The sequence below is a fragment of the Candidatus Poriferisodalis sp. genome, from assembly GCF_965262965.1.
In the GTDB taxonomy this organism is placed as follows: domain Bacteria; phylum Actinomycetota; class Acidimicrobiia; order Acidimicrobiales; family Poriferisodalaceae; genus Poriferisodalis.
The window spans coordinates 812,779-832,527 of the sequence record NZ_OZ253573.1; the positions used below are offsets into that span (position 1 = coordinate 812,779).

General features: G+C 65.6%; 18 protein-coding genes. 10 read left to right on the forward strand and 8 right to left on the reverse strand.

Features of this window, described 5'->3' with window-relative positions; genetic code table 11:
* Positions 1-20: 20 nt before the first annotated feature.
* From ACQY5K_RS03780 to ACQY5K_RS03790, 3 genes are all read right to left on the reverse strand, one after another.
* Positions 21-905 carry an LLM class F420-dependent oxidoreductase gene (locus tag ACQY5K_RS03780; protein ID WP_428120195.1) on the reverse strand — a complete coding sequence of 295 codons (885 nt, stop codon included), beginning with the start codon at positions 903-905 and terminating at the stop codon, positions 21-23.
* A 20-nt stretch (positions 906-925) separates the two neighbouring features.
* Positions 926-2,146, reverse strand: a complete 1,221-nt coding sequence (locus ACQY5K_RS03785) for a cytochrome P450 (RefSeq protein WP_428120197.1) — start codon at positions 2,144-2,146, stop codon at positions 926-928.
* A 132-nt stretch (positions 2,147-2,278) separates the two neighbouring features.
* Positions 2,279-3,499 carry a cytochrome P450 gene (locus ACQY5K_RS03790; RefSeq protein ID WP_428120199.1) on the reverse strand — a complete coding sequence of 407 codons (1,221 nt, stop codon included), beginning with the start codon at positions 3,497-3,499 and terminating at the stop codon, positions 2,279-2,281.
* Between the two features lie 175 nt (positions 3,500-3,674).
* Between ACQY5K_RS03790 and ACQY5K_RS03795 the strand changes: the two genes are divergently transcribed.
* From ACQY5K_RS03795 to ACQY5K_RS03805, 3 genes are all read left to right on the forward strand, one after another.
* Positions 3,675-4,847, forward strand: coding sequence for an LLM class flavin-dependent oxidoreductase (locus ACQY5K_RS03795; RefSeq protein WP_428120201.1), 1,173 nt, complete (start codon positions 3,675-3,677; stop codon positions 4,845-4,847).
* A gap of 101 nt (positions 4,848-4,948) precedes the next feature.
* Positions 4,949-5,740, forward strand: a complete 792-nt coding sequence (locus ACQY5K_RS03800) for an SDR family NAD(P)-dependent oxidoreductase (protein WP_428120203.1) — start codon at positions 4,949-4,951, stop codon at positions 5,738-5,740.
* Positions 5,741-5,922: 182 nt separating this feature from the next.
* Positions 5,923-7,161 (forward strand): acyl-CoA dehydrogenase family protein, encoded by a 1,239-nt coding sequence (locus ACQY5K_RS03805; RefSeq protein WP_428120205.1) that lies wholly within the window; start codon positions 5,923-5,925, stop codon positions 7,159-7,161.
* Positions 7,162-7,262: 101 nt separating this feature from the next.
* On the opposite strand, the gene ACQY5K_RS03810 is transcribed toward ACQY5K_RS03805, so the two are convergent.
* Positions 7,263-8,168 (reverse strand): nitroreductase family protein, encoded by a 906-nt coding sequence (locus ACQY5K_RS03810; protein WP_428120207.1) that lies wholly within the window; start codon positions 8,166-8,168, stop codon positions 7,263-7,265.
* Between the two features lie 188 nt (positions 8,169-8,356).
* Here ACQY5K_RS03810 and ACQY5K_RS03815 point away from each other — a divergent pair, with 188 nt between their 5' ends.
* The 7 genes from ACQY5K_RS03815 to ACQY5K_RS03845 all read left to right on the forward strand — a co-directional run bounded on the left by ACQY5K_RS03815 (position 8,357) and on the right by ACQY5K_RS03845 (position 14,672).
* On the forward strand, positions 8,357-9,193 hold the full coding sequence (locus ACQY5K_RS03815; RefSeq protein WP_428120209.1) for a phytanoyl-CoA dioxygenase family protein: 837 nt from the start codon (positions 8,357-8,359) through the stop codon (positions 9,191-9,193).
* A 63-nt stretch (positions 9,194-9,256) separates the two neighbouring features.
* Positions 9,257-10,567 (forward strand): aromatic ring-hydroxylating oxygenase subunit alpha, encoded by a 1,311-nt coding sequence (locus tag ACQY5K_RS03820; protein WP_428120211.1) that lies wholly within the window; start codon positions 9,257-9,259, stop codon positions 10,565-10,567.
* 9 nt (positions 10,568-10,576) lie between these two features.
* Complete coding sequence (locus ACQY5K_RS03825; protein WP_428120213.1) at positions 10,577-11,071, forward strand: aromatic-ring-hydroxylating dioxygenase subunit beta; 495 nt, start codon at positions 10,577-10,579, stop codon at positions 11,069-11,071.
* Between the two features lie 57 nt (positions 11,072-11,128).
* Positions 11,129-12,508: an aromatic ring-hydroxylating oxygenase subunit alpha gene (locus tag ACQY5K_RS03830; protein ID WP_428120214.1), complete on the forward strand. Its 1,380-nt coding sequence runs from the start codon at positions 11,129-11,131 to the stop codon at positions 12,506-12,508.
* A gap of 9 nt (positions 12,509-12,517) precedes the next feature.
* Complete coding sequence (locus ACQY5K_RS03835; RefSeq protein ID WP_428120216.1) at positions 12,518-13,030, forward strand: aromatic-ring-hydroxylating dioxygenase subunit beta; 513 nt, start codon at positions 12,518-12,520, stop codon at positions 13,028-13,030.
* Between the two features lie 8 nt (positions 13,031-13,038).
* Complete coding sequence (locus tag ACQY5K_RS03840) at positions 13,039-14,226, forward strand: thiolase C-terminal domain-containing protein (RefSeq protein ID WP_428120218.1); 1,188 nt, start codon at positions 13,039-13,041, stop codon at positions 14,224-14,226.
* An 8-nt stretch (positions 14,227-14,234) separates the two neighbouring features.
* Entirely contained in the window at positions 14,235-14,672 is a 438-nt protein-coding gene (locus ACQY5K_RS03845) for a Zn-ribbon domain-containing OB-fold protein (RefSeq protein ID WP_428120220.1), read from the forward strand.
* Between the two features lie 19 nt (positions 14,673-14,691).
* On the opposite strand, the gene ACQY5K_RS03850 is transcribed toward ACQY5K_RS03845, so the two are convergent.
* The 4 genes from ACQY5K_RS03850 to ACQY5K_RS03865 all read right to left on the reverse strand — a co-directional run bounded on the left by ACQY5K_RS03850 (position 14,692) and on the right by ACQY5K_RS03865 (position 19,740).
* Positions 14,692-16,272, reverse strand: coding sequence for an ABC transporter ATP-binding protein (locus ACQY5K_RS03850; RefSeq protein WP_428120222.1), 1,581 nt, complete (start codon positions 16,270-16,272; stop codon positions 14,692-14,694).
* An 81-nt stretch (positions 16,273-16,353) separates the two neighbouring features.
* A complete protein-coding gene (locus tag ACQY5K_RS03855; RefSeq protein WP_428120224.1) occupies positions 16,354-17,394 on the reverse strand; it encodes a BMP family protein in 1,041 nt (346 codons plus the stop codon).
* A gap of 256 nt (positions 17,395-17,650) precedes the next feature.
* Complete coding sequence (locus ACQY5K_RS03860; protein WP_428120226.1) at positions 17,651-18,583, reverse strand: ABC transporter permease; 933 nt, start codon at positions 18,581-18,583, stop codon at positions 17,651-17,653.
* Positions 18,580-19,740: an ABC transporter permease gene (locus ACQY5K_RS03865; RefSeq protein WP_428120228.1), complete on the reverse strand. Its 1,161-nt coding sequence runs from the start codon at positions 19,738-19,740 to the stop codon at positions 18,580-18,582. The genes ACQY5K_RS03860 and ACQY5K_RS03865 overlap by 4 nt, the downstream gene beginning before the upstream one ends.
* Positions 19,741-19,749: the final 9 nt, after the last annotated feature.

Below are 19,749 nucleotides of genomic sequence, written 5' to 3' on the forward strand. Positions count from 1 at the left end.
AGTTGCCGCCTGTGGAAGGGTCAGGTCAGTGAGATGAAATGCTCCAGGGCCGCGATCTGCTCTGCGGTGCTCTGGAGGTTCGCAGCGGGGTTGCCGCCCCACTCGCATGTGGTGCTCTGGCAATTGACGGAGAAGTGCGTGAAGCCAGCGTTGCGGGCCTCGTCCACCAGGCCTGTCCATCCATCCGGGCCAATGCCGTAGTTGGCCTCGGCTTCAAGAGCGAAGTCCGTTGGGTCACGACCCTGCTCTGCGAGCATTTCTCGCAACGTCTCCGCAAGCGCCACCGTGTCAGGCCCCGAGTCGCCGAAGGTGAACCCGTCCCCATGGCGGGCAGCTCGTCGCAGAGCAGCAGGCGTATAGCCGCCGAACCAGATCGGGATGCGGCGGTTCGGCCGCGGCCGGATGCCGGCCCGGTCGATCCGGTGAAACTCGCTCGTGTAGTCGATGACGTCGTCCTCCCACAGTGCACGGATGACGGCGATCTGATCGTCGAGCAGTGCGCCCCGCCGTTCCCAGTCGGCGCCAAGCGACTTGTATTCGACATAGTTCCAGCCCGAGCCCACGCCCAGCCGGAAGCGCCCGCCCGACAGCAGATCCACCTCGGCCGCCTGCTTGGCCACCAGTGCCGCCTGCCGCTGCGGAAGGATGATGATGCCGGTCTCGAACTCGATCGTGCTGGTGACCCCCGCCAAGTAGCCGAAGAGCACGAATGGCTCGTGGAAATCGTCCCGCTCGGTGTAGGGACCCCAGAACGCCGGCTCCCGCCCGGAATGTTCGGCGCCGAGCACATGGTCGTAGGTGACGATGTGCGAGTAGCCCAGCGACTCGGCTGCTTGGGCCCAGTCGCGCAGGGCGATCGGGTCGGTTCCGATCTCGCAGGTCGGCAGGACAGCTCCGAATCTCATCAGCTCAGTCCTTCGCCTGTTCAGTTCAGGATGCGCAGCGGGATGCTGCGTGGCCCGCGAATCGGCCCGACTGACCACATGACCTCGTCGGGCTCGACAGCCAGTTCGAAGCGCGGGTAGCGCTCCAGCCAGGCGTTGAGACCGACTCGCAGTTCCATCCGGGCCAAGTTCGAGCCCAGGCAGCGATGGACGCCGACCCCAAACGCCATGTGGCGGTTGTCCTCGCGATCCATGATGAACTCGTCAGGCTGGTCGAAGTAGTCAGGATCGCGATTCGCCGACGGGTAGGAGAGCAGCAACCGTTTCCCGCCTGAGACCGGACATCCCGCGATCTCGGCATCGTCGGTGATGTATCGGGCGATCGTGGCCGGGCTGTAGAAACGCAGGAACTCCTCGACAGCGCTGGGCATGAGGTCGGGGTCGGCCACTAGGCGTTCCAGGTCGTCGGAATGGGTTCCGAGATGGAACAGCATCGAGCCCAACGATGACCAGGTCGTGTCGATCCCGCCGAGCATCAGCACAAACAGCGCCCCGATGCGCTCCTTGCGGCCGAATGGCCGGGAGTTCCCGTCAGGCAGTTCGGCCTCCGCGCGAAGCACCGTGGAGACGAGGTCGTCGGGGGCGTCCTCGCCCTGCTCTTCGCGCTCGCGCAGCTGGCTGGCGAAGAACTCCTGCACCTCTCGAGACGCGGTCCGTGCGATCTCCAGGTCGCCCAAGCCCTCCTTCAGCATGGCATCGGCCCAGCGCCGGAAGCTCGGCCCCATCTCCGGAGACACGCCGAACAGGTATCCCATGATGTCGATCGGCAACAGCTGCGCGTAGTCGATGGCCCCGTCGACCACGTCCCGGCCTTCGGTGGCGTCGAGCAACTGCTCAGCCATGGCGACCACCGTCGGCTCAAGCTCGTCAGTGGCTCCTGGGCTGAATGACGGCAGCAGCGCCCGACGGATCGGGCCGTGCTCGGGCGGGTCCAGCGTGATGGGGGGTAATTCCAGACCGATGTTGTCGGGATGGTTGTCGTTGATGACGGTGATGCGGTTCGAGAACGTCTCGGTGTCTCTGGCGGTGTCCACGATGTCGGCATGGCGGCTCACGAGGTAGGCCCCCCAGAACCGCTCCGTCTGGGCAACCGGGCACTCCTCGCGCAGTTCGGCCAAGATCTCCGGGCTCTTCGCAGCCCACTCGTCGCTCAGGTGGTCGAAGTCGGTCTTCCAGTCCGCGACTCGCGGTCGTTCTGCCACGGCAACCCAGCTTCCCTCAGACCAATGGCTCCCGCCATTCGTCACTCCGAATCGGCTCCGATGATATGCGCGACCAGTGAACCGATGCCCGATAAGCCAGCCAACTCAGGGGCCAGAACCCCGGGGCTCTGGTCAGTTCAGGATGCGAAGGGGCACGCTTCGGGGGCCGCGCACAGGTCCAACCGAGAACGTGACCTCTTCAGGGTCGACAGCGAGCTCGAAGCACGGGTAGCGCTCCAGCCAGGTACTCAAGCCGACTCGGAGCTCCATGCGGGCCAGATTCGATCCCAAGCAACGGTGCACGCCCACGCCGAACGCCATGTGGCGGTTGTCTTCACGGTCGAGAACCAGTTCGTCGGGGCGGTCGAAGTGCCCGGGATCCCGGTTCGCCGACGGGTAGGACAGCAGCACTCGTCGCCCCTCACCCACGGGACAGCCGGCAACTTCGGCGTCCTCGGTGATGTAGCGCGCAATCGTGACCGGGCTGTACAGCCGCAGGAATTCCTCCACCGCACTCGGAATCAATCCCGGATGTGCAGTCAGCTGCGCAAGGTCCTCGGGGTGCGTGCCGAGATGCAACAGCATCGAACCCAACGATGACCACGTGGTGTCGATCCCGCCGAGCATCATGATGATCAGCGACCCGATGCGCTCGATCTCGCTGAAGGGTCGAGATCCGCCGTCGGGCGATTCGACTTGGGCATTCAGCACAGTGGTAACGAGATCGTCGGGGGCCTTGTCGCCCAATGCGGCTCGGTCACGTAGCTGTGCCGCGAAGAATTCCTGGACCTCACGTGCGGCGACCCGTGCGACATCGAGATCGGCGAGCCCATCTCGGACTATCGCGGAGACCCAGCGGCGAAAGCTCGGCCCGACCTCAGGCGAGACGCCGAACAGGTAGCCCATGACCTCCACGGGCAGAAGCTGGGAATATTCGAGCGCTCCGTCGACGATCTCGCGCCCTGCGGTGGCCTCGAGAATGCGATTCGCCATCTCGAGGACCGTGGGCTCCAGCTCATCGGTGGCTTTCGGGCTGAACGACGGCAACAAGGCACGTCGGATCGGTCCGTGCTCAGGTGGATCGAGCGTGATCGGCGGCAGCTTCAAGCCGATGTTGTCGGGATGATTGTCGTTGATGATCGTGATGCGGCTCGAAAACGTGTCGGTATCTCGGGCGGCCCTGACCACATCGGTGTGGCGGCTCACGAGGTACGCCCCCCAGAATCGCTCAGTCTGAGCGACCGGACACCGCTCACGCAATTCAGCCAGGATCTCCGGGCTCTTCGCAGCCCACTCCTCGCTCAAGTGATCGAAGTCGGTCGTCCAGTCAGCAACCGGCGGTCGTTCAGTCACGGCTTCCTCCGCCCCCCGACGACGAACAGCCCCCGCAACCCGCCGATCCGACTTGGCTGCGATGGTATGCGCAGTTGCCGATCCCGTGCCCGGTTCTTCGCCGTTCGACGGGGCTGGTCTCCTATTTCAGCCGTTTCCCGCGGCGCACCGGATTCCGGGCGCGTACCGTGGTGGCGTGCCGTTGTCGGTGATCGGGATGATTGGCGTGTCGCCGCCCAAGGATGATTCGACGGTGCATGTCATTGAGGGCGGGCTTTCCCGCCAATTCCTCGAAGATTTCAGCAAGGCCCACGATGAGGCCGGCTTCGACTTGGTGCTGGTGGGCTACACCTCGACGTCGGCCGACGGTTGGTCGGTGGCAACCCACGCCGCCTCGGTCACCGAGCGGCTCGGTTACCTCGTCGCACACCGGCCGGGCTTCGTCGCCCCCACGCTGGCTGCTCGCAAGGCCGCCACGTTCGACCAGCTCAGTGGCGGCCGCTTTGCGCTGCACATCATCGCCGGGGCCAGCGACAAGGACAATCAGCGCGACGGCGACTACCTGCCGAAGGCCGATCGCTATGCCCGAGCCGACGAGTACCTCGAGGTGATGCGCCTGACGTGGACGTCATCTGAGCCGTTCGACTACGAGGGCGACTACTACCGCTTCAGCGACGTGCGCCCCGATGTCAGGCCGCTGCAGCAGCCGTCGCCTCCTGTGTTCTTCGGCGGATCGTCGGTCGAGGCGCTCGAGATGGGTGCCCGCCGCTGTGACGTCTATGCCGTGTACGCCGAGCCGAGGGCCGCTACGGCGGCGCGATTCGACGATTTCCGCGCCAGGGCTGCCGCATACGGACACACGCCTCAGTTCTCGATCAGCGTGCGGCCCATCCTGGGTGCCACCGAAGGCGAAGCGTGGGACCGTGCACACCGCATCCTCGGGGGCATCGAAGCCGCCGGCACGGACAAACTGACCGTTGCAGGCAGTCACCGGGGCAAGCCCTACGACCGCGGCGGCGAGCGGATGCTGGCGCATGCTGCGGCCGCCGACACCCATGACGAGCGGCTGTGGCTCAAGATTGCTGAGGCGACCGGAGCTCCTGGCAACACCTCGTGCCTGGTCGGCACGCCAGAGCAGGTGGCCGACTCGATCCTGCGCTACTACCGGCTCGGGATACCCGCGGGCGGGGGGACAAGCGACGTGGCCTACGTGCTGATTCGTGGCTTCGACCCGTTCAACGACGCTGTCGATTTCGGGCGCGAGCTGATCCCGCGCATCAAGGCTGGCGTGGTCGACCTCGATGCTGCGTCAAGCGAGGGCGGAATCGCTGCTGAGCCGGGCGAGGCAGCCCTGGCCGCTGCCGACTGAGGCATCGGGCCGGCGACAGTGCCATCGGGCAATCCGACAGTGCCATCGAGCAATCCGACAGTGGACCAGAAAACGGACTATCAGTATTCGAGGAGGAACCGATGCTGAACTTAGACCTGTCAGGACGGGTGGCACTCGTCACCGGTGCCAGCAAGGGCATCGGCGAGGCTTCGGTGAGACTGCTCGCCGACCACGGCGCCGCCGTGGCGTTCTGTGCCCGTGGCGCCGAGGCGGTGGATGCCTTGGCTGCGTACGCGCCGCCGTCAGGATCGGGCTCGGTGCGGGGCTACACCGCGGACATGGCCGACGCCGAGTCCACGCAGGCGTTCCTGGAAGCCGCCGCGGCCGACGTGGGACTTGGTGACATCCTCGTCAACAACGTCGGGGCGTCGCCGTCGCGTAACTTCCTGTACATGTCCGACGACGACTGGGCCGACTTGCATCAGCTCAACTTGATGTCGGCGGTGCGTTGCACCCGGTTCTGCCTGCCGCATATGCGCAAGCAGAAATGGGGTCGGGTCATCATGATTGCGACCGGCGCCGCCTTCTCCCCCAATGCTGCGCTCATCGACTACGCCGCCACCAAGGCAGCCATGGTTGCCACCGCCAAGGCGCTGGCGGGCAAGTACGGCGCCGACAACGTGCTCACCAACACAGTCATCCCCGGGCTCATCCGTACCGACATGTGGGAACGTGCGGCCAACGAGATTGCCGAGGCGAACAACACCGATGCCGAGGCCATCTTCGCCCGCAACTCCACCGGGGTGCCCCTGGGGCGCTACGGCAGCCCCGCAGAAGTCGCCTCGGGCGTGGTGTTCCTGGCCAGCAGTGCCGCCAACTATGTAAACGGCACCTGCTTGACGATCGACGGTGGAGTCGGCACTCACGTCTGAGCCATCGGCGGTCTGAATCGGCGCAGTCTGAATCGGCGCAGTCTGAGCCGGCGGCGGTCTGAACCGGCCAACCCCGCGAAACGCGGCCCTGAAAGTCCGTACAGCCACGGGCTAGCTTCATGGCACACGACGGCCCGCTACTTTCTGGGCGCGAATCGCACACGCACGACAGGAGTGAACAGATGGCGCACGCCTACACCGACAAAGGCCTCGAGACACAACAGGCCGTGCAGTCGTTCATGGACGACCACATCTATCCCAACGAGCAGGAGTACCACGAGCAATACGCAGAGCTCGCTGCGGCGGGAGATGTCCACGCCACGCCGGCGATCATGGAGAAGCTCAAGGCCGCTGCGCGTGAGCGGGGCCTGTGGAACCTGTTCATTCCGCACCTCGACCCGCAGGCGCCCGGCACCAAGCTGTCGAACCTGGACTACTCGCCGATCTCCGAACAGCTCGGCAAGGTGACGTTCAGCTCCGAAGCGCTGAATTGCTCTGCGCCCGACACCGGCAACATGGAGATATTGAACCTGTACGGCTCGGAGCGGGTCAAGCAGCAGTATCTGGCCCCGCTGCTCGAGGGTGAGTTCCGGTCTACGTTCTCGATGACCGAGCCCGAGGTCGCCAGCTCTGACGCTTCCAACATCCGGCTGCGGATCGACCGCGACGGCAACGAGTATGTGCTCAACGGTCGCAAGTGGTTCTCATCGAATGCGCTGCGGCCCGAGTGCCAAGTGCTGATCGTGATGGGCAAGAACGACCCTGACGGCCCGCGCCATCGCCAACAGTCCATGATCGTGGTGCCGCGCCATGCCGAGGGCGTCTCGGTGGGACGTGACCCGCTGGTGTTCGGCTACCACGACCGGGGCGGTCACCCAGAGCTGGTGTACGAGAACGTTCGCGTGCCCGAAGATCACATTCTGGGCGGCGACGGCGAGGGCTTCGCCATCAGCCAGGCCCGTCTGGGCCCGGGCCGCATCCACCACTGCATGCGCTCGATCGGCGTGGCCGAGCGGGCGCTGGAGTACATGTGTCGCCGAGCGCTCGAGCGCGAGACCTTCGGCAAGCCCGTCGCCCAGCAGGGCCTGATCCAGGACTGGATCGCTGAGGCTCGCATCGAGATCGACCAGGCCCGCGAGTACGTGCTGCACGTGGCGCACCTCATGGACACCATCGGCAACAAGGCTGCGGCTCAGGAGATCTCCGGCATCAAGGTGGCCGTGCCCAACATGGCGCTGAAGGTCATTGACCGCGCCATTCAGGTACACGGTGCTGGCGGCGTTACCCAGTTCTTCCCGCTGGCCGAGATGTACGCCCACATGCGCACACTGCGGATTGCGGACGGCCCCGACGAGGTCCACAAGATGACCATCGCCCGCCGCGAACTCCGCCGCCACGATCCCGACTTCAGGATGTCGTAAGACATCCTGAGCATCAGAATCTGCGTATGGCGTAAGTCATACGGAACATCAGAAACAGCGGATGGCGTAAGCCATCCGGTACATCAGACACAGAGAATGTCCTAGGACATTTCGAGCCGCTGAGCCAGAGTGTCCAGCGTGCGTCGCACTTCGGCCAACGCCGTCGATGGATCGCCGCCAGGACCGACCGGCGCGTGCAGGCGCAACCGACTTCCCCCGGGTACCTGCTCGATGTCGAATCGCCAGTGGTCGGATGGCGAGTCGAGCGATTCGATGGCGGCCCGAACCGCGTCGGGCTTGGCCTTGAGGTCGATCTCATCGACGACACCTGGTCCGCTCTGCGTCTTGGTGCGTCCATAGCGATCGAAGTAGGCGATGTCGGGGGCTGGGTAGCGTCGCGACGTCGGCTTGAAGTCGGTGCCGATCGTGTAGGCCACCGGGAAGAGGCAAATCTGGGTCACGTGGTCCGGCAATTCCAGCAGCTCGGCGACCGCCGGCGCTTCGTTGAGGTACATCGTGGTCCACACCGTCCCCAGGCCTCGGCTTCGGAGCGCGACCATGAAGCTCCAAGCCGACTGGATCACCGAATCGAACAGCCCAGGCCTTCCGCTCCCGTCATGGCGTCCGAGAATCGTGGGAATGACGAGCGCCGGCGTCCTGGCAATGTTCTCACCGAGATGACGGGCACCGGTCATCAGTCGTTCGTTCTGGTGGCCGCTGCCCTCGAGCCGCTTCGCCGTCTCGATCACCCACTCGACCCCGGCCGACAGGTAGAGCTCGGCCAGCCGATCCTTGGTCTGTTGATCTCTGATGATCATCCACCGACGGCTGCCGTTGTTGCCTCCGGTCGGTGCCTGCTCGGCGACATCGATGCAGTCGAGGATTAATTGATCATCGACCTCCCGGTCGAAGTCGAGGCGTTGGCGGACGCCCCGGGTCGTCATCAGCGCGTGATCGACGATCGCTTGGTAGGCGGGAGTGCCCGGTGCGAAGGCCGGCTCAGCCATCAGCTTCGATGCTCGTTCGACTGAAGATCGCTCGCGTTCATGTCGTCTCGGTCCGTTTGCCGTGCGTTGACTGCACTCGGCGACCTTGGCCGCGAGGGTAGCCGCGTGGCTCTTTGGGGCTGCCAGCGTGCTCCAGATGGAGATTGAGCACTCCCGATGACCGAAGCGCACCCAACTAACTTGGCTTCATGCTCGCCGCAGGCGACGTGGAGTTGTTCGAAGCCGACGGCTTCGTCACGGTCGACTCGCTGATCGACGCGGACCTGATCGAACCGCTCAAGGAGAGATTCGAGCGGCTTTTTCGGGGCGATTTCGAGACCGGCATCTCCCCAGACGAGGTCAACTGGCTCAGCGACCGCAGCGATCCGACCCTGACGCGCCAGATCTGCAATGGCTGGAAGGCGGATCGGCTGATCGCATCGACGGTGCTCGACGCGCGCCTGGGCGAAGCCGTCGCCGAGCTGGCTGGCTGGCCCGGTGCCCGCATCGTCCAGGACAACGCGCTGTGGAAGCCGCCCGGAGCCCGGTCACTGGGGTTCCACCGCGACAACGCATACCTGTCCTGGTACACGCCGACCGAGATGTTCTCGTGCTGGATTGCGTTGGACGACACCGTGGCCGGTGGCGGCACCCTGGAGATAGCACGTGGCTCACACGGCTGGCCGACTGCAGGCGACCTGTTCGGGGAGTTTCATGCCCCCGACGACTACCGGGCTCCGGTCGCGGCAGCCGCCGAGGCCGCAGGCGTCGAGTTGGACATCGCACCGGTGGAAGTGACCGCGGGAGGCGGGTCATTCCATCACGGCTGGGCTTGGCACGGCTCGGGGCCGAACAATTCCGATCGCCATCGCCGGGCCCTCGTGCTGCACTGCGCCACCAGCGAAGCCCGGTTCAACCGGGACGGCTTCGGCGAAGGCAACGGACCTATCTACTCCCGCTACGCCCGCCTCACCGACGACGAGATGGACGAGAAGCACTTCCCGATCCTGTGGCGCAACGACGGGTACCGCTCCCCCGGCATCTAACTCGTATCAGCGACTACCCGACGTGACCGCCTAGCGTCTGCTGTCAGCGACGGAGGGGCGTTGATGGCACTGACAGTGCAGAGTTCGCCTGCAACGAACGACTACCGGCATCTCGTGCAGGACGACCGCATTCACGGCAGCCTCTACACCGATCCGGCGGTGTTCGCCGACGAGATGGCGCGCATCTTCACCGACGGCTGGGTGTTTGTGGGCCACGAGTCCGAGGTGCCGAACATTGGCGACTGGGTTTCTCGGCGACTGGGCACCGAGCCGGTGCTGATGGTGCGCAACCGTGATGACGCCGTCAGCGTCGTGGCGAACCGGTGCGCGCACCGGGGCACCACCCTGTGCCCGCAGAACGACGGCAACAACCGCAACTTCCGCTGCCCCTACCACGGGTGGACCTACGACCTCGACGGCACGCTGCTAGGTGTCCCCGGACCCAAGGGCTTCCACAAGGACACCGCCGATCTGGGGCTGGATCGGCCCGGCCAAGTGGACGACTACCGGGGATTCGTGTTCGCCAACCGCAGCGGCACCGCCGGGCCGCTCAGCGAGCATTTGGGCGCAGGCGGCACCGACCTCATCGACCGCACGGCGAACATGTCGCCGACGGGCAAGGTCCGCTTGAGAGCCGGCTGGATCGGGCAGCGGATCGACTCGAACTGGAAGATGTGGCCAGAGAGCGACAACGACGGCTACCACCTCAACTTCACGCACGCTTCGATGGCTCTGGCGGTCCCCGACACGTACTACGACGAGATCGTGATGACCGGTGAGGATGCCTCGGCATCGGCCACACGTGCCTACGACGGGGGTCACATCGAACTGGACTTCCGTCGCGGCTACACCTCCGAACTGGCATGGCTCGGCACGACACGCGAGAAGGTCGCCGACTACTGCGAGGCTCTTGAGCAGTCCTACGGCCCCGAGAAAGCGAAATCCATCCTGTGGGACGGGCCGCCGCACGCTCTGGTGTTCCCCAACCTGTTCCTCGCCGAGATGAACATCGCCCGGATCGAGCCGATCGCGCCGGGCGTCACAGTGCATCACCACACGCCGCTGCTGGTCGAAGGCACCGACGAGAGCGTGAACCGGCGGCTCGTGCTGCAGTCCGAAGCAGCGATGGGTCCCGCATCGTTCTTCCTCACCGACGACGCGGTGATCGCCGAGCGCATGCACCGCGCCTTCGAAGGAGCCGTCGTCAGTGACGGCGGATGGATCGACCTCAGCCGGGGCCTCGAGCGTGAGCACACAGAAGACGGGCAGCGGTGGAGCGACATCACCGACGAGACCACCAACCGCGGCTTCTGGCACCACTACCGCGACGTCATGGCCAATGACATCGTGAACAGTCCCGCCAACGGAGACTGAACTGCCGCTATGGAGCGTGTCGACGAGGCAACGCGCCGCGACATCGAAGCGTTCGTCTATCGCGAGGCGCGCCTCGCCGACGAGTCCCGCTACGACGAGTGGGAAGCGCTGGTCACTGACGACATGCACTATTGGGTGCCATTCGGTCCCGGCAACTATGAACCCGGCACCCGAGTCAGCTACATCAACGACAACCGGGCTCGCCTCGGCACCCGCATCCGCCAACTCGCAACCGGCGTCCACCACGCCCAGGATCCTCCGTCGTCGATGCGCCGGGTCGTTTCGAACATCGAGATCCTCAGCGCCGACGGCAACGAGTTCGAGGTCGGCAGCAACTTCGTGCTGTATGAGCATGCGGTGCAGGCCACGGGCCACCTACGGCTGTGGGCGGGACGGGTGACGCACCGCCTGCGGCACACATCCGATGGCTTGCGCATGGCAGCCAAGAAGGTGGAGCTTGTGAATTCCACCTCGCCGCTGCCGAACCTGGCGTTCATCATCTAGCCGCACCCTCAGCCCGCTTCTGACGCCATCGGACGGGCAGGAGTAGTCTCGAACGTGATGGTGTTAGCCGCCGAGACGCCGATCGTTGGCACCGGCAAGGACTACACGCACCTGGTGCAGGACTACCGCGTGCACGGAAGCCTGTACACCGACCCGGCCGTCTTCGCTGACGAGATGAAGCGCATTTTCACCGACGGCTGGGTATTCGTGGGCCACGAGTCCGAGATTCCCAATGGCGGCGACTGGGTTGCTCGACGGCTCGGCAGTGAACGAGTGCTGATGGCTCGCACGCCCGAGGGCGAGATCAGCGTCGTAGCGAACCGATGCGCGCACCGGGGCACGACCCTGTGTCCCCAATCGGAAGGCAACAATCGCAACTTCCGCTGCCCATACCACGCATGGACCTACGCCCTCGACGGAACGCTGCTGGGAGCGCCGTTCCCGCAAGGATTCCGAAACGGGAAGCCCGATGTGTGCCTCGACCAGCCCGGCCAGATCGGCATCTACCGGGGATTCGTGTTCGCAAACCAGAGCGGCACCGCCGGGCCGCTGAGCGAGCACCTCGGTCCCGGAGGCAGCGACCTGCTCGATCGTGCGGCAGATATGTCGCCCACCGGCCGGCTGCAGCTCAACGGCGGCTGGATCGGACAGCGGGTCGATTCCAATTGGAAGATGTGGCCCGAGAGCGACAACGACGGCTACCACATCATCTTCGCCCACGAGTCGCTGGCGTCGTCGCTGCTGGCCGGAAGCCAGTACGAAGACGTCATCCTCGAAGGCGAAGGGCGGACGAAGTCGGTGGCTCGCGACTACGGCGGCGGTCACGTCGAGCTGGATTTTCGCAAGAGCTACACCACCGAGTTGGCATGGCTCGGAGCACCCCGCGGCAAGGTCAGTGCCTATTGCGACGATCTCGAGGACGCCTACGGCGTTGAGAAGGCGAAGTCGATCATGTGGGACGGGCCGCCGCACGCCTTCGTGTTCCCCAACCTTTTTCTCGGCGAGATGAACATCGCGCGGATCGACCCGCTGGCACCCGGGCTGACGGAGCACCATCACACACCGCTGTTGGTGGAGACCTCTGACCCCGGCATCAACCGGCGGGTGGTCCTGCAGTCCGAGGCGGCGATGGGGCCAGCGTCGTTCTTCCTTCCAGAGGACGTGGTCATCGCCGAACGGATGCACCGGGCGTTCGATGTCGGCGGTGCCACGGACCCCCATGGGCACACCGAACGCGGCTGGGTCGAGCTTGGCCGCGGTATCGATCGTGAGCAGAGCGGCGGCGGCCAGCGCTGGGGCGATGTCACTGACGAGACCACCAGTCGCGGTTTCTGGCATCACTACCGCTGCGTCATGTCCGGATCGGCGACGTCGGGACCTGCCGAGGGGAATGGCGCAGCCCCGCCCAACGGATCGTCGGGCAACGGTCAAGGCTGATCAGCGACGATGCCAGCCGTCGACGAGGCCACGCGGCGCGAGATCGAGGAATTCCTCTACCACGAGGCTGTGCTCGCGGATGAGTCCCGGTACCAAGACTGGGTGGCGCTGGTCACCGACGACATTCACTACTGGGTGCCGTTCGGGGCCGGTGACTACGAGCCGGGCTCCCGGGTGAGCTTCCTCAATGACAATCGCAACCGGCTGAGAACCCGGATCCAGCAGTTGATGAGCGGACGGCGCTACTCACAGGTACCGAAGTCGTCCATGCGGCGCGTCATTTCGAACATTCAGATCCTCGCCGTCCATCCCGGCGACAACGGCGACGGCGACGAGTACGAAGTGGGCAGCAACTTCGTCCTGTACGAACACGCCGTACAGGCAACCAACGACATGCGTATCTGGGTGGGTCGCACCACACATCGCCTGCGCCGCACCGACGAGGGCCTGCGCATCGCTGCGAAGAAGGTCGAGCTCGTCAACTCCACCTCGGCGTTGCCGAACATGGCGTTCATCATCTGAGCGACGCGATGATGGACCAATCCTGCATCGTCGGTGTCGGCGAGACCGCATTCGTGCGGGGCTCGGGCCGAACAGTGCTCAGCCAGGTGGCCGAGGCCTGCCAGCGTGCGACGGCCGACGCCGGGCTGGTTCCCAGCGACGTCGGCGGATTGGTGCTTTCCGGGAACAAGGTGTTCAGCGAGGCCCTGGCAGCCACCATCGGCATGGACAACCTCACGTACTCGGTGTCGCTGCATCACGGAGGCGCTAATCCCGTCGCCGCGCTCCAGAGCGCAGCGATGGCCGTCACCACGGGCGTTGCGTCGGCAGTGCTCATCCCCTACGGCTGGAACGGTTACTCCGAGACGCGCATCAGCCGAGGCCCCGACGGCGGATCCGAAACCGTCGCTGCATCGAGCGCGGAGCCTGTGACCGGCGACGACACCATGAGCGCGGCGGTTCTGAACGCATACGCGCCGATGGGCGTCTTCGCTCCCGTGCAGTTCTACAGCTGGCTTGCAACACGCCACAGTGAGTTGTACGGGATCACACCCGAGCACACCGCAGAGATCGCGCTTTTGAGCAGATCAAACGCTCAGTCCAACCCCAAGGCATACATGCGTGGGCGGCCGCTGACGCTTGAGGACTACCTCGCGTCGCCGATGATCTCCTCGCCACTGCGGATGTTCGACTGCTGCCTGGAAACCGACGGCGCATGCGCTGTCGTGGTGACCTCCGCCGAACGCGCACGAGACCTGCCGCACACACCCGTGTACATCAACGGTGTCGCCGAAGGCCATCCGTACCCAGCCGACGAGTTCGAAAGCCGCGCCGACATCGCCGACATCGGGCTTGCCCGCGCTGCGCCTCGGGCCTTTGCCATGGCCGACGTCACGCTGGCCGATCTGGATTTCGCCCAGATCTACGACTGCTTCACCTACGTCGTGCTGCTTCAGCTCGAGGCGCTGGGACTGTGCGGCACTGGCGAGGTGGGCGACTACGTGAGCGGCGGCCGTCTGCGAATAGACGGCGAGCTGCCGATCAACACCCACGGCGGCCTGCACTCCGAGGCGCACGTCGAGAGCCTCAACCACGTCGTCGAAGCCGTGCGCCAGCTGCGCCACGAAGCCGACTTGCAGGTGGACGGCTGCGAAGTCGGGCTCGTGACCGGCTGGGGCAACTTCGCCGAGGGCTCCGCCGCGATCCTGCGCAGGTGAACTCGACGATGAGTGACTCTGCTGGCGCGGCCAAGTCCTCGGCTGAGTCCGATGGCGACAGCGCCAAGCCGCCGCCGCGTGGTGAAGGCCTCTGGGGCGAGTTCTTCGCGTTCTGCCGGCAGGGTGAATTGCGATTCCAGCGCTGTGGGGAATGCGGCAAGTGGAGGCACATGCCGCGCGAGGCGTGCAACGCCTGCGGCTCGACCGCGTGGGCCTGGGAGCCCTCCAGCAGGCACGGCCGCATCTACACCTGGACCGTGACGCACCGGTCCCTGCACCCCGGCTTCGCGGACGATGTTCCCTACGCAGCGGTCATCGCCGAACTGGACGAGGGCGTGCGCATCACCGCCCAGGCTGACGGGATCGACCTCGCAGACCTGCGGCTCGGCCTGCCGGTGCAGGTTGTGCTGCACCACGACGGCACCTGCCGGATCGCCCCGCGCTGATCTGCAACTCAGGCAGGCGCTAAACCGATGCCAGCTTGTCGTTGCGGACGCCGGTCATCAGCAGCCCGATTCGGTCCGCCGTGGCCTCCGAGCGCGGCAGGTCGCACATGGCACGCCCCTGGAACAGCACGACAATGCGATCCGAGAGCTGCATGGCCTCGTCGAGATCCTCGCTGATGAGCAGGATCGCGGCGCCGGCGGCACGCTTGGCGAGCAAGCGCTCGTGGACGTACTCGGCTGCGCCGATGTCGATGCCGCGTGTGGGCTGCGCGACGATCAGCACCTCGGCGTCCGAGGAGAATTCCCGAGCGATCACGACTTTTTGGATGTTGCCGCCCGAGAGGTGCGAGGTCTGCGTGGCGATCGACGGCGTCTTGACAGCGAATCGCTTCACAAGGTCCCGGCAGCGCTCCGCGATAGCGCGGAACTGCAGGAGTCCGGCGCGCACATAGGGCCGATGCTCGTACTCGACGAGCATCAGGTTTTCCGAGACGGTCAGCTCCCCCACTGCACCGTGTCGCATGCGCTCCTCGGGAACGAACGCCACGCCTCGGCGCCGCACATGCTTCGGCGATGGCGTGTCGACCGGCACACCGCCGACCTCGATCGATCCAGATTCTGCGGGCCGCAGCCCGAAGATCGCCTCGGCCAACTCTCGCTGCCCGTTTCCTGACACGCCGGCAATCCCGACGATCTCGCCGCCGGCGACCCGAACCGAGAAGTCGTGAAGCGCGACGTTGCCTCTGTCGCCGCGGACGCGCAGCCCGTTCACGACCAGGCGGTCGTCGCCGGTCGGCTGGGGCGGCACCTCGCGTCCCATCCGCACCTCCCGGCCCACCATCATCGAGGCCAGACCTTCCCGGGACGTCTGGTCTGGTGTCGTGCGACCGACGACGCGGCCGTCCCGCAGCACCGTGATCTCATCAGAGATCTCCATGACCTCGGCCAGCTTGTGGGAGATGAAAATGAGGCCGCGTCCCTCGTCGGTCAGCGACCGCAGCGTGGCGAACAGATCGGTGACCTCGGGCGGTGTGAGGACCGCTGTGGGCTCATCGAGCACCAGCAGCCGAGCGTCGCGGTACAGCGCCTTGAGGATCTCGGCTCGTTGGCGCTCGCCGACCGCAAGCTGCCAGATGTACGCATCGGGATCGATCGAGAGGCCGTGCTGCTCGGAGACCTCAACAACGCGCCGGCGCACCGGCCCCACGTCGGCGAGGCCGCGCCGCCCACGTAATCCCAGCGCAACGTTCTCGGCGACGGTGAGCGTCGGGACCAGCATGAAGTGCTGGTGGATCATGCCGATGCCGTGGCGAATGGCGTCCGCCGGCGAGGTCACCTCGATTCGCTTGCCCTGAATGGAGACGGTGCCCTCATCGGGTCGGTAGAGCCCGTACAGGATCTTGACGAGCGTGCTCTTTCCAGCGCCGTTCTCGCCGAGCAGCGTGTGCACGTGCCCCGGCTGAACCACAAGATCGACGTCCTCGTTGGCGACGACGCCCGGAAACCGCTTCGTGATGCCGCGCATCTCCAACATCGGCGGCGCCGGGGCCTGGCTCGATGCCGAGGCCCCGGCAGCCGACGTGCCGTCCGGTTGGTTCATTTTCTGTGCCACGGGTTCATCGACGGTCGTGCGTCACAGGTTCGTGCACTTCGCCGAGCTCCCGCAGCCAGAAGGAGCTGCCTACTTGATGCCAGTTGAGATCGAACCGTCGGCGATGCCTTCGGCGACCGCTTCGGCCGCAGCGCGGATCGCGCTGTCGAGGCCGTAGGCGTCGTTGAATTCGATCACGATGCCGCCATTGGCCAGCGTGGCGATCATCACTTCACCACCAAGGGTGCCCGCTTCGATCTTGTCGATCATGTCCGCGAGCAATGCCTCCCAGTGGTACACCTGCGACGCCACGACGATGTCTTCACCAAGCGCCGTCTGGTTGGCCTGTGTGCCGAACCAAGCGACGCCCTTTTCCTTGGCGACGCCGGTGGCGCCAACCACCATTTGCGCAGAGCCCGTCAGCACGTCAGCGCCGTTGGAGATATGAGCCTCGGCCGCTTCTGCGGCGAGTGCCACGTCGCTGAACGAGTCGGTGTACACGATGTTGGTCTGGATCGACGAGTCTGTTGCAGCAACGCCAGCGGCGAAGCCGTCGACGTAGAGCTTCGCGTCGCCGACCGGGATCGGGCCGATGACGCCGATCACGCCGGACGCAGTGATCCCCGCCGCGACAGTGCCCGCCACATAGCCGCCCTCATCGGAACGCACCGTGTAGGCGAACACGTTGTCGAGGCCCATGTAGTCCGCAGCAGTGCCCCAGGCGAAGGACGTGTCCGGGAAGTCCGGAGCGATCTCCCCGAGTGGGCCGCCGTATTGGCTGCCATGGGCGATCACCAGGTGGAAGCCCTCTTCTGCGTAGCCCCGGATCGCCGCGGCCGCCTCCTCCACGATGAAGGTGCCGTCGGTGACCGCGACCTCGATCTCGCGGGTCGCTCCGACAGCGTTCACCGCGTCGACCATGCTCTGAGTGAACGCAAGGTCGTTACTGGCACTCGGCGCCACAATGGCGATTCGCAGCGGCTCCATTTCCTCGGTCGTCGGCGGCGCGGCAGTTTCCTCGGTCGTCGGCGGCGAAACCGCTTGCTCAGTGGTCGGCGAGAATTCAGCGGCCTCGTCGGTACTGGTGCAGCCTGCAGCCAGCAGGACGAGCGCGAGGAGTGCCGTCAGCATCGTTGGCAAGCGGCGACGTCCTCGAATTTTCCGAGCGCCCTTCGGCGCGGTGCATACAGGCATGTAGTCCTCCCAGACTGTTCCGGCCAGAAGCAGCGCCCCGTGGGCGCTATCCGCGGCAGACCGCGGCCTCCGACTGCCCCGCGATGCTAGGGCAACCTCGGCACCAGTGATGCCGCCCGCAGTCAACATCGGATTTCGTGCGTGTGTCGGGCGTGTCACGGCGATATCCGGGCGCATTTCTCCCGCTGGGCCTCTACCCGTCGCGTTCGAACGGCACGGTCAAGGCGGCCGGTGCTCCGATGCGGCGGCTCACCAAGACGAGGACCACGATAGTGAGCACTGCGGGAGCCATTGCAGCGATTGTCGAAGTCGCTCCCACGATGATTCCGAGCGTCTTGAGCTGCAGCACTGTGGACGACACGACGCCGAACAACAGCGCCCCAGCCATCACACCGCTCGACCGCCAGGCCCCGAAATACACCAGCGCCACGGCGATGAAGCCCTGGCCAGATGTGAGGTTCTGCTGGAAGATGCCAACGTCGAGGGCCAACGTGCCGCCAGCAAGGCCTGCCATCATATTGCCAATGATGATGGCCCAGGTGCGCACGACGTTCACGCGTACTCCGAGCGTGTCGGCTGCTTCGGGCGTCTCGCCGACGGCGCGGATGTTCAAGCCGAAGGTCGTCCGGTTCACCACAAACCACACGACGGGGACCAGCGCGAACGCCACGTAGGTCAGCACACTGTGTTCGAACAGCACTTCCCCGACTACCGGCAGATCCGCTAGGCCAGGAATCCGCGCGGAGCCGAGCCCGTCGATGGGGACCGGCGTGCCTACCTGCGTGCGGAACAGCAGATCCGTGAAGCCCAGACCGAACAAGAAGATGCCAATGCCGCTGATGCCTTGCGTGGCATGCATCACCACAGTGATGAATGCGTACACGATGCCCATTGCGGCACCGGCCGCCAGCGCTGCGAGGACGCCGGCCAGCGAACTGCCGGTTCGCAGTGCGGTGATGTACGCGGCATACGCGCCGATGAGCATCACGCCTTCGACGCCGAGGTTCAGCACTCCGGAGCGTTGGCCGATGGTCTCGCCCAAGGCCGCGAACAGGAACGGCGTTGCCAGCCGGATGCCCGACGCGAGTGTGGCGACCAGCACGGTGGCAGTGAAGAAATCGCTCACGCCCTGCCTCCGTAGCTGGCTTCCTCGCCAGCCCAGCGGCGCAGCCGATCGCGCAGCCGAAGGCTGCCGACGACAAACACCACCACGACGCCGTTGAGCGCGACCACCAGCGCCGCCGGCACCTGCAGGGCGCGCTGGAGATCACTGCCTCCAGTGAGCATTCCCCCGAACAGGAACGATGCGGGGACGGTGAACAGTGGATGCAAACCGCCGAAGAGCGCAGCCACGATGCCGTTGAAGCCTGCATTCTGGGTGAACGCCGCAGCGCCCCCCTCGCCGATGAGGCGATGCGATTCGCTGCCGAACACCAGCACCGCCCCGGCGATCCCGCAACAGGCCCCGCTGAACGCCAGCGCTTGCGTGATGCTGCGCTTGACTGCCATGCCGGCATATTGGGAAGCGTCCGGATTGTGCCCCACGGAACGCAAGCGCAGGCCGAGTGCGCTGCGGAAGAGCAGGAAGTAGCCGGCTACCGCCACCAGCATCGCGATCAGCACGCCGACGTGCAGGCGAGTGCCGCCTGGTAGCAGCGGCAGGTCGGCATTCGCGCTGAGACGGCGGGTCTGCTGGATTCTGATGTCGTTCGGTTCGATCAACAGGTCCTGCAACAAGAAGCTCAGCAAGTGCGCCGCGACGATGTTCATCATGATCGTGGAGAGAATCTCGTTGACGCCCGCGTAGGCCTTCAGCGCACCGGGAATCGCCCCCCAGAATCCGCCGCCCACAGCACCCGCGACGAGCACAAGCGGCACAAGGAACACTCTCGGCAGGTCTTCGAAGGCCATCGACGTTGAAGTCGCGGCAATGGCGCCGAGGATGATCTGACCCTCGCCGCCGATGTTGATGACGTCGGTGCGGAACGCGATGCAGATTCCGACGCCCACCAGTGCGAGCGGCATCGCCCGTACCGCGGTGTCAGCGAGATTGTCGGCGCTGCCGAATGCACCGGTGATGAGCTTTCCGTAGCCGACGAGCGGGTTGGCGCCCACTGCGAGCAGCATCACGGCGCCGACGATCAAGGCGGCCAACGTCGCGATTGCAGGCACAGCGACGCCAGCGAGCGGCCGCAGCAAACGCGCGGTCCGGTTCGAGGCGGCGCCCTCGCCGGAGCCGGCACTTGCGCTTTCGTCGTCATCGCTGACAGTTGTGACCGCCATGCCCCCCGG

Excerpts from the sequence above, each read along its gene's own strand:
- ACQY5K_RS03805 (WP_428120205.1), top strand. The coding sequence starts at position 5,923 with ATGGCGCACGCCTACACCGACAAAGGCCTCGAGACACAACAGGCCGTG.
- ACQY5K_RS03855 (WP_428120224.1), bottom strand. The coding sequence starts at position 17,394 with ATGCTGACGGCACTCCTCGCGCTCGTCCTGCTGGCTGCAGGCTGCACC.
- ACQY5K_RS03850 (WP_428120222.1), bottom strand. The coding sequence starts at position 16,272 with ATGAACCAACCGGACGGCACGTCGGCTGCCGGGGCCTCGGCATCGAGC.
- ACQY5K_RS03820 (WP_428120211.1), top strand. The coding sequence starts at position 9,257 with ATGGCACTGACAGTGCAGAGTTCGCCTGCAACGAACGACTACCGGCAT.
- ACQY5K_RS03780 (WP_428120195.1), bottom strand. The coding sequence starts at position 905 with ATGAGATTCGGAGCTGTCCTGCCGACCTGCGAGATCGGAACCGACCCG.
- ACQY5K_RS03865 (WP_428120228.1), bottom strand. The coding sequence starts at position 19,740 with ATGGCGGTCACAACTGTCAGCGATGACGACGAAAGCGCAAGTGCCGGC.
- ACQY5K_RS03840 (WP_428120218.1), top strand. The coding sequence starts at position 13,039 with ATGATGGACCAATCCTGCATCGTCGGTGTCGGCGAGACCGCATTCGTG.
- ACQY5K_RS03810 (WP_428120207.1), bottom strand. The coding sequence starts at position 8,168 with ATGGCTGAGCCGGCCTTCGCACCGGGCACTCCCGCCTACCAAGCGATC.
- ACQY5K_RS03800 (WP_428120203.1), top strand. The coding sequence starts at position 4,949 with ATGCTGAACTTAGACCTGTCAGGACGGGTGGCACTCGTCACCGGTGCC.
- ACQY5K_RS03845 (WP_428120220.1), top strand. The coding sequence starts at position 14,235 with ATGAGTGACTCTGCTGGCGCGGCCAAGTCCTCGGCTGAGTCCGATGGC.
- ACQY5K_RS03825 (WP_428120213.1), top strand. The coding sequence starts at position 10,577 with ATGGAGCGTGTCGACGAGGCAACGCGCCGCGACATCGAAGCGTTCGTC.
- ACQY5K_RS03830 (WP_428120214.1), top strand. The coding sequence starts at position 11,129 with ATGGTGTTAGCCGCCGAGACGCCGATCGTTGGCACCGGCAAGGACTAC.
- ACQY5K_RS03835 (WP_428120216.1), top strand. The coding sequence starts at position 12,518 with ATGCCAGCCGTCGACGAGGCCACGCGGCGCGAGATCGAGGAATTCCTC.
- ACQY5K_RS03815 (WP_428120209.1), top strand. The coding sequence starts at position 8,357 with ATGCTCGCCGCAGGCGACGTGGAGTTGTTCGAAGCCGACGGCTTCGTC.